The following is an 8,762-nucleotide window of genomic DNA, read 5'->3' on the forward strand; positions in this document are numbered from 1 at the left end:
CCGCCCACCGGGCGGCTATTTTTTTGGGCTTTCCGGCCCCGTGCAGCGCACGCTGCCTGGATAGTGGCACCGATGTGGGCAATCGTACCGAGTGAGGGACGAAAAACGCATATATTCAGACCAGGCGCCGAATTAGCAAACGTTCGCCGCGTGCGCCTTGTGCGGACAAAGACATTTCTCGAAACACCATGTCGTCAGCTCAGCAATCGGATGACCAATCGGCCCAGGCCCGGCAGGTTCCGCTGTTCGGTTTCTGGGAGATCGACGTAACGGACATGACCCTGACCTTGTCCGATGAAACCCACGCCATCTTCGGCCGCGCGCTCGCGCCCCACCGGCTGGAGGACCTGCTGCAGTTCGTGCATCCTGACGAGCGGACGCGGGTATACGACGCCTTCACCGGCGCGCTGGGCGAAGGCACGCCGCTTAATGTCGAGTGCCGGATCATCCGCCCGTCGGGCGAGGCGCGCGACGTGTGCATGCGCGGCGAGCCGATCCGCGCTGACGAGGGCAGCACGCGCTACGTGGGCACGATCCAGGACATCACAGAACAGATGCAGCGCCGGCGCCAGGCCGAACAGAATGCGCGGCTCTTGCAGATGGCCAGCCATATCGCGCACATGGGCGGCTGGACCTACGAGGTGCAGACCGGCCGCGTGATCTGGTCCGACGAAGTGTGCCGGATTCACGAAATGCCCGACGGCACCGAGCCGACCGTGGAAGAAGCGTTCAATTTCTTCGTGCCCGAATCGCGCGCCAGGATACGCCGCCGGTTCGACACCTGCCTGCGCGACGGCACTCCGTACGACGAAGAGCTGGAAATCATCACTGCCGGTGGACGCAAGGTGTGTGTACGTGCGATCGGCGAACCGGTGCGCGACGCGAACAACACAATCGTCCAGTTACAGGGGGCATTCCTGGACATCAGCGAAATACGGGACGTGGAGCAGCAGGCGGCGCGCATGGCCGAGCGCCTCTCCGCCACGCTGGAGTCGATTACCGACGCGTTCTACACACTGGACCGCGAGTGGCGCTTCACCTACCTGAACCGGGAGGCCGAGCGCCTGTTCCAGCGGCCGCGCGCAGAACTGCTGGGCAAGGTGGTGTGGGACGTGTTCAGCGGGTTCAAGGGCCAGCGCGAATTCGAACGCGCGGTGCGCGAGAACTCCACTGTCGTGTTCGAGAATTACTATGCGCCCTACCACATGCTGTTCGAGGTACGGGGCTATCCGTCGGAAGATGGCATCACCGTCTACTTCCGTGACATTACCGAAGCGAGGCAGACCGAGGAATCGCTGCGCGCCAGCGAGGAGCGATTCCGCACCATCGCCCGCACCACCACCGACGTGGTGTGGGACTGGGACATGCAAGCCGACAGCCTGTGGACCAGCGACACCATCGAAACCCTGTTCGGCTATACGACGCAGGAATTTTCCGGGCCGATTCGTGCATGGTCAGAGCACATCCATCCGGACGAGCGGGATCGCGTGGTGAACCACATCAAGGCCGCCATCGCGGGCGGCGACAGCGAATGGATCGACGAATACCGCTTCCTCCGCAAAGACGGCACGGTCGCCTATGTGCTGGACCGCGGCTTTATCATCCGCGACGCCACCGGCCGCGCCACCCGTATGATCGGCGCAATGGTGGACCTGACCGAGCGCCGCCAGGCCGAACGCAGGATTGAGTACCTGGCCTATTACGACTCGCTGACCCAGCTGCCCAACCGCCAGTTGCTGATGGACCGGCTGCGCAAGGCGATCGCCACCAGCGCCCAGCACCACAGCACCAACGCACTGTTCTTCATCGACCTGGACAACTTTAAGTCGCTCAACGACACCCTCGGCCACGCAGTCGGCGACCAGTTGCTCAAGCAGGTGGCGCACCGCCTGACCGGCTGCGTCAGCCACAACGACACCGTGTCGCGCTTTGGCGGCGACGAGTACGTGGTCCTGCTCGAGCACCTAAGCGATGACATGGTTGAGGCCAGCGCCGCGACCCAGGCGATTGGCGAACGGATGCTCAAGGCGCTGCGCCAGCCGTACAAGCTCGACGAGTATCGCCACCTGAGCACGGCGAGCATCGGCGTGGTGCTGTTCAATGGTGACAAGGACGACATCGGCGAACTGTTAAAGCGTGCGGACATGGCCATGTACCAGGCCAAGAGCGCGGGACGCAACACGTTGCGCTTCTTCAATCCGCACATGCAGGCGGCGCTGTCGGCGCGCATCGCGCTCGAAAGCGACCTGCGCCAGGCCATGCGCGACTGCGCTCGCGAGTTCGACCTGCATTACCAGCCACAGGTCAGCCGCGACGGCCGGGTGACCGGGGTCGAAGCCCTGCTGCGCTGGCGCCACCCGACGCGCGGCATGGTCTCGCCGGTCGAGTTCATCCCGCTGGCCGAGGAAACCGGACTGGTCCTGTCGCTGGGCGAGTGGGTGCTCAAGAAGGCGTGCCAGCAGTTGCTGGCGTGGGCCGCCAGCCCGGAGACCGCGGGCCTGGAGATCGCCGTCAACGTCAGCGCCCGCCAGTTCCACCATCCGGGCTTTGCGGCGCAAGTGCTGGCGGTGCTGGGGCCGGCCGGGGTCAACCCCCACCAGATCAAGCTCGAGCTGACCGAGACCTCGCTGCTGGAAAACCTGGAAGACACGGTCGCCAAGATGAGCCTGCTGAAAACCCACGGCGTGACCTTTGCGCTGGACGATTTCGGCACCGGCTATTCATCGCTTGCGTACCTGAAGCAGCTGCCGCTGGACATGCTCAAGATCGACCGCTCGTTTGTGCTGGACCTCTTGACCAATCCGAACGATGCGGTCATTGCGCGCACCATCATCGCGCTCGGGCGCAGCCTGGGACTGCGGGTGCTGGCCGAAGGGGTCGAGACGGTGGCGCAGCGCGACTTTTTGTTCGAGCACGGGTGCGAGGCTTACCAGGGATTCCTGTGCGCGCAGCCGATGCCTGCTGCGGCGGTGGCGGCGATTGTCCACCACGCGTGAGGCGGCAGTTTCCCACAAATTTCGGTGCGTGGGCTTTTGATTCTGGCCGCTCTCTGTGTGAACAGTGGGCTAAGGTCATAGAGATCGGCGCTTATCCGCGAGGAACCGTCCTAAAGTTAAAGCAAACACCGCAATTCAACCCAGAAGCCGGCTTTTAATCGTACCCATCGTATCACTGTGCAAGATGCCCAGAAAAACCTGAGTCCACTGCACATAGTCATTTGATGCGACGCAACGATGCGTGGTGCCGCGCTGTTAAAGTCTTCCACGTACTCGGCAGTGAGCCCATTACTCGTACGCATGGAGACGGCATGGACAAGGAAAAAGTGGAAGTAAAAGAAATGATCCAATCACTCTACCGGTTTGCCAATATACTTCCCGTATGGGATGGCGAGGTGAACGATGATGTCGCTGCCGTGTTCGGAACAATGATTGCCGAAACAAGGGCGTGTTCAAATGCGTTTGGCTGGGTACCCAAGCCGCCGGGTGGGCGTGCATCCATCACATGGCTGGTTCGACAACTCGGCCGAGGAGTCTTCAATTCGTATCGCAGCCAACTGTCATTTACCTGTGCGCGGGCGGTTATTTACAAATGGAAATCAGCATTGGAAATGGCGTCATTAGGTGTAGCAATGCGAAAGTTACCGCAATGGGCGTGAAAAGAATCCTTGCTACCTTGACTCTATTGATCGCCGCACAGTGGAATCTGTGTGCTGCGCGCGATGTGACTCTTGAGATCTCTAGCTGGCCCGAGGCAAGACCTTGTGATGCGTGCGTCACTCTTCAATTCGGCGTGGTCGAGATGCGTCTTCCGATCAAGTTGATCGGGAGGATATTTATTTCTGGGAACGAAGGAACCGCAGTCCACCTGCTTCCCGAAGGCGCTCTCGATGGCAGAAACAGCGTGCTCCTCCTATCTACATCGCGGGCAGCATATGTCGGCAAATACCAGGCATTGGGCTTGGCATCGGCCAATTCGATGCCCAGTGATGAGTTCTTCGATCTGCTCGGCCGTTCAGCGCGTCCCGGGGAACCCCTCGCGAAGATCCGGCAGGTCGAGGGCATCGACATCGCCGAACGTTATGTTAAGGCCACAAAAGGCCCGGTGCATGCTTACTGGATTCAAGCAGCGCCTCAGAACTCGCAGCATCTCCATTTCGTGATCGACGGAACCGATATGATTTACTCGGTGGTCGGTGCAATTACGCCCCAAATGTACACTGCAATCTTGACAGGTCTGGCCATCCGCCCGGAACCTTAGCGGGCGGCCAGCCTGTCATGCCTGCCCTGCCCGCCCCGCCGCCACCTTGGCCAGCGCCGCCAGGTCCAACTCGCCCTCGCCGGATTGCACGGCATCGAGCAAGAGTTGCCTCAACACGTTGCCAAACGCCAGCGGCACGCTCGCGGCCTGCCCGGCCTCCAGCATCAGGTTCACATCCTTCAGGCCCAGCGTTAACGTGAACCCAGCCGGGCTGTAACGCTGCTGCGCAATCATGGCGCCATAACCCTTGTACACAGGCGAGCCGGCAAAGAACGTCTGGCACAGGAGCTCGAGGAAACCGTCCGGCGCAATACCGTAAGCACGCACCAGCGCGACCGCTTCGCCCATGGCCTCGATCGCGCACACGAGCGTCAGGTTGGCGGCGAGCTTGGCGGCATTGGCCTGCTCCGGCGCGTCGCCGAAGCGCCACGTCTTCTGGCCCATCAGGTCGAAATAGCGCTGCACGCGCTCGATCAGGTGGCCGGGCCCGGCGGCCAGGATGTTCAGGTTGCCCGCCGCGGCCACGTCGAACCGGCCCAGCACCGGCGCCGCCACGTAGCCGACTTCCTTTTGCTGGTGCAGCTGCGCCATCTGCCGGGCGAACCCGACTGACACGGTCGCCATGTTCACATGGATGCTGCCGGGCGCCATTGCGTCCAGCACGCCGCCGTCGATCAGCACCGACCGCGTGGCGGCATCGTCCGCCAGCATTGTGAACAGCACGTCCACCCTGCCCGCCTCGAACGGATGTTCCGCGCGCAGCGCGCCTTTCGCCACCAGCGCCTCGACCGGTTCCGCACTGCGGTTCCACACGCGTAGCGGCTCGCCGGCACGCAGCAGGTTGGCGGCCATGTTGCGTCCCATCGCACCCAATCCGATGAATCCAATCGTCATGCTCGCTTCTCCTCCTGGGTTACTGTTGGCCAAGCTGTGCCGCCGATCGGGCAGCGCATGACATGCATTGTGTGCGTTTTTTTTAGCGACCGCGCGGCGCACACGAGGGATGCGAACTTTTCGAACAGGGACGCCACTTCGCAGGCCATCGCCGGTCAAATCCAGACTTGGGCTTGATACGCGACTCCCGGGAATGTCGATGGAACTGGTCAGCACTTGCTGTTTCCTGTTGCTCATTGCCACAACCGTATTCCATTACGAAGTGCTGAGGTTGCTGACGGCCGGACTGCCGCTGTTGCATATGCGCCACCCGAGGATGCAGCTGATCTTCGTTATCCTTGGCGCATTCGCAGCCCACTTCATTGAGATTTTGCTGTACGGGGCGGCGTACTACGTGCTGGCGACCCGGTTCCACGTCGGGCTCATGGGCGATCCGGGGCCGCTGCCGTTCTCGCGCTGCATGTATTTTTCCGCCGAGACGTTTACCACAGTGGGCTACGGCGATGTGATACCGCATGGCGACCTGCGCCAGCTGGCGGGGATGGAGGCACTGAATGGATTGCTGCTGATTGGCTGGACGGCGTCGTTCACGTACCTTGAAATGCAGCGGTTCTGGGACACCGATCAGCAGGAGGCGCGCAAAAAATCGTAGGGGGTGCTGGGCCGCCGAGGACGAATTGCGAACGCCGTTCGCGAACGCAACGCACCAAAGCGTCGGCCGCGAGCCAGCATGCCGTGACCGCGTGCGCACAGGTGCGCACCCTACGATCCGCAAAGGCCGCAGCACAAAGATATTGTAGGGTGCGCACCGGTCACGGTATGCAGTCACGCGGCCATTTCGACCGCTTAGCACATCGTGCGCACCCTACTTAGTCAGCGCTTGCGCGCCGGCGGCAGGTCGGTGCACACGCCTTCGTACACCTCGGCAGCCATGCCGATCGATTCGCCCAGCGTCGGGTGCGGGTGGATCGTGCGGCCGATGTCCACGCCGTCCGCTCCCATCTCGATCGCCAGCGCGATCTCGCCGATCATGTCGCCGGCACCAGTGCCGACAATCGTGCCGCCAATGATGCGGTGGGTCTCGGCGTCGAACAGCAGCTTGGTGAAGCCTTCGGTGCGGTCGTTGGCGGTCGCGCGGCCGCTAGCAGCCCATGGGAAGTGGCCCTTCTCGACCTTGATGCCCTTGGCCTTGGCTTCGTCTTCGGTGATGCCGGCCCAGGCCACTTCCGGATCGGTGTAGGCCACCGACGGAATCACCTTGGCGTCGAAGAAGGCTTTCTCGCCCGCCGCCGCTTCTGCCGCAACGTGCGCCTCGTGCACTGCCTTGTGCGCCAGCATCGGCTGGCCGACGACGTCGCCGATCGCGAAGATGTGGTCGACGTTGGTGCGCAGCTGGTCGTTGACCGGGATGAAGCCGCGGTCGGTGACCGCCACGCCCGCGTTCTGGGCGCCGATCTTCTTGCCATTCGGAGTACGGCCCACGGCCACCAGCACCATGTCGTACAGCTGCGGTTCCGGCGCGGTGCCGCCCTGCTCGGCCGCTTCGAAGGTCACGCGTATCCCTTCCGGGAGCGCTTCCACGCCCACGGTCTTGGTCTTCAACATGATCTTGTCGAAGCGGTGCTCGTTGTACTTCTGCCAGACCTTGACCGCGTCGCGGTCGGCGCCTTGCATCAGGCCGTCCATCATCTCGACCACGTCGATGCGCGCGCCCAGCGTGGAGTACACGGTCGCCATCTCCAGGCCGATGATGCCGCCGCCCAGCACCAGCATCTTCTTGGGCACCTGGCGCAGCTCGAGCGCGCCGGTCGAATCGACGATGCGCGGGTCTTCCGGAATGAACGGCAGCTTGGCTGCCTGCGAGCCAGCGGCGATGATCGCCTGCTTGAACTGCACAACCTTCTTGCTGCCGTCGGCGGCGGTCACTTCGATGTGGTTGGGGCTGACGAAACTGCCCACGCCCTGCACCACGGTCACCTTGCGGCCCTTGGCCATGCCGGCCAGGCCGCCGGTCATCTTCTTGACCACGCCGTCCTTGTATCCACGCAGCTTGTCGATGTCCACGTCCGGCTTCATGAAGGCGACGCCGTGCGCAGCCATGTGCGAGGTCTCGTCAATCACCGCCGCCACGTGCAGCAGCGCCTTGGATGGGATGCAGCCCACGTTCAGGCACACGCCGCCCAGGGTGGAATAGCGCTCGACCAGCACGGTGTTCATGCCCAGGTCGGCGGCGCGGAAGGCGGCCGAATAGCCGCCGGGGCCGGCCCCCAGCACCATCATGTCGCACTGGATGTCGACCTGGCCGGCATAGCTCGATGCCGCCGGCACCTGGGCCGGTACTTCGGCCGCGGTCTGGTGCGCTGGCGCCATCGACTCGGTCGGCTTGGGCGCGGCGGCGGTGGCCGGGCCGGCCGCAGGCGATGCGGCTGCGCCGCCGGCGGCTTCTTCGTCCAGGGTCAGCAGCAGCGAACCTTCGTTCACCTTGTCGCCGACCTTGACCTTGAGCTCCTTGACCACGCCCGCGTGGCTGGACGGGATCTCCATGCTGGCCTTGTCCGACTCCACCGTGATCAAGGACTGGTCGACCTTGACGATGTCGCCCGGCTTGACCATCAGCTCGATGACTTCGACGTCCTTGAAGTCGCCGATGTTCGGGACCTTTACTTCAACAGTACTCATGCTCGCGCTCCTTACAGCAGGGTCTTGCGCAGGTCGGCCAGCACTTCGGCCAGGTAGGCCGTGAAGCGCGCGGCGCCGGCGCCGTCGATCACGCGGTGGTCGTACGACAGCGACAGCGGCAGCATCAGGCGCGGCTGGAATGCTTCGCCGTCCCACACCGGCTTCATCGCGGACTTGGACAGCCCCAGGATCGCCACTTCCGGCGCGTTGATGATCGGGGTGAACGCGGTGCCGCCGATGCCGCCCAGCGACGAGATGGTGAAGGTCGCGCCCTGCATCGCGGCTGGCGAGAGCTTGCCTTCGCGCGCCTGCGCGGACAGCTCGCCCATCTCCTGCGCGATCTGCGAGATCGACTTCTTGTCGGCGTCCTTGACGACCGGGACCACCAGGCCGTTCGGGGTGTCAGCCGCAAAGCCGATGTTGTAGTACTGCTTGACGATCAGGTTGGACCCGGTCTCGTCGATCGACGAGTTGAACTGCGGGTACTTCTTGAGCGCGGCGACGCTGGCCTTGATCACGAACGCCAGCATGGTCAGCTTGACGCTCGATTTGGCCTTGGCGTAGGCGGCGTTGGACTCGACGCGGAACGCTTCCAGGTCGGTCACGTCGGCTTCGTCGAACTGCGTCACGTGCGGGATCATCACCCAGTTGCGGTGCAGGTTCGGGCCGCTGATCTTCTTGATGCGCGAGAGCGCCACGGTTTCGGTCGGGCCGAACTTGGAGAAGTCGAGCGACGGCCACGGCAGCAGGCTGATGCCGCCCACGCCTGCGCCACCAGCCGGCGCTGCCGGCGCGGCGGCTGCGCCGCTCATCACGCCCTTCACGAAATTCTGCACGTCCTGCTGGGTGATGCGGCCTTTCGGGCCACTGCCCGGCACCTTGGACAGGTCCACGCCCAGTTCGCGCGCGAACTGGGCGTGGACCTGTCCAAG

At 63.4% G+C, this 8,762-nt stretch carries 7 protein-coding genes; 4 read left to right on the forward strand and 3 right to left on the reverse strand.

The features are described 5' to 3' along the window. Positions 1 to 188 precede the first annotated feature (188 nt). From E4O92_RS06645 to E4O92_RS06655, 3 genes are all read left to right on the forward strand, one after another. Complete coding sequence (locus tag E4O92_RS06645) at positions 189 to 2,996, forward strand: EAL domain-containing protein (protein ID WP_135188975.1); 2,808 nt, start codon at positions 189 to 191, stop codon at positions 2,994 to 2,996. A 311-nt stretch (positions 2,997 to 3,307) separates the two neighbouring features. After that, the gene (locus tag E4O92_RS06650; RefSeq protein ID WP_135188976.1) at positions 3,308 to 3,655 is read left to right on the forward strand and encodes a hypothetical protein; all 348 of its coding nucleotides are present in this window, start codon (positions 3,308 to 3,310) and stop codon (positions 3,653 to 3,655) included. Beyond that, positions 3,652 to 4,257 (forward strand): hypothetical protein, encoded by a 606-nt coding sequence (locus E4O92_RS06655; protein ID WP_135188977.1) that lies wholly within the window; start codon positions 3,652 to 3,654, stop codon positions 4,255 to 4,257. Before E4O92_RS06650 ends, E4O92_RS06655 begins: the two co-directional genes overlap by 4 nt. A 15-nt stretch (positions 4,258 to 4,272) precedes the next feature. Here E4O92_RS06655 and E4O92_RS06660 read toward each other — a convergent pair whose 3' ends face one another. Next, complete coding sequence (locus tag E4O92_RS06660; RefSeq protein WP_135188978.1) at positions 4,273 to 5,151, reverse strand: NAD(P)-dependent oxidoreductase; 879 nt, start codon at positions 5,149 to 5,151, stop codon at positions 4,273 to 4,275. Between the two features lie 199 nt (positions 5,152 to 5,350). Here E4O92_RS06660 and E4O92_RS06665 point away from each other — a divergent pair, with 199 nt between their 5' ends. Then, positions 5,351 to 5,803, forward strand: a complete 453-nt coding sequence (locus E4O92_RS06665; RefSeq protein ID WP_135188979.1) for a potassium channel family protein — start codon at positions 5,351 to 5,353, stop codon at positions 5,801 to 5,803. 221 nt (positions 5,804 to 6,024) lie between these two features. On the opposite strand, the gene lpdA is transcribed toward E4O92_RS06665, so the two are convergent. Beyond that, positions 6,025 to 7,830, reverse strand: a complete 1,806-nt coding sequence (gene lpdA, locus E4O92_RS06670) for a dihydrolipoyl dehydrogenase (protein ID WP_135188980.1) — start codon at positions 7,828 to 7,830, stop codon at positions 6,025 to 6,027. A gap of 11 nt (positions 7,831 to 7,841) precedes the next feature. Next, on the reverse strand, positions 7,842 to 8,762 hold a 921-nt coding region (locus tag E4O92_RS06675; protein WP_206076827.1), incomplete at its 5' end, for a 2-oxo acid dehydrogenase subunit E2.

Source organism: Massilia horti (assembly GCF_004614195.1).
Lineage (GTDB): Bacteria > Pseudomonadota > Gammaproteobacteria > Burkholderiales > Burkholderiaceae_D > Telluria > Telluria horti.

Bases quoted from the DNA above. Each gene is read 5' to 3' on its own strand.
- E4O92_RS06645 (WP_135188975.1), top strand. From the start codon at position 189: ATGTCGTCAGCTCAGCAATCGGATGACCAATCGGCCCAGGCCCGGCAG.
- E4O92_RS06650 (WP_135188976.1), top strand. From the start codon at position 3,308: ATGGACAAGGAAAAAGTGGAAGTAAAAGAAATGATCCAATCACTCTAC.
- E4O92_RS06660 (WP_135188978.1), bottom strand. From the start codon at position 5,151: ATGACGATTGGATTCATCGGATTGGGTGCGATGGGACGCAACATGGCC.
- E4O92_RS06665 (WP_135188979.1), top strand. From the start codon at position 5,351: ATGGAACTGGTCAGCACTTGCTGTTTCCTGTTGCTCATTGCCACAACC.
- lpdA (WP_135188980.1), bottom strand. From the start codon at position 7,830: ATGAGTACTGTTGAAGTAAAGGTCCCGAACATCGGCGACTTCAAGGAC.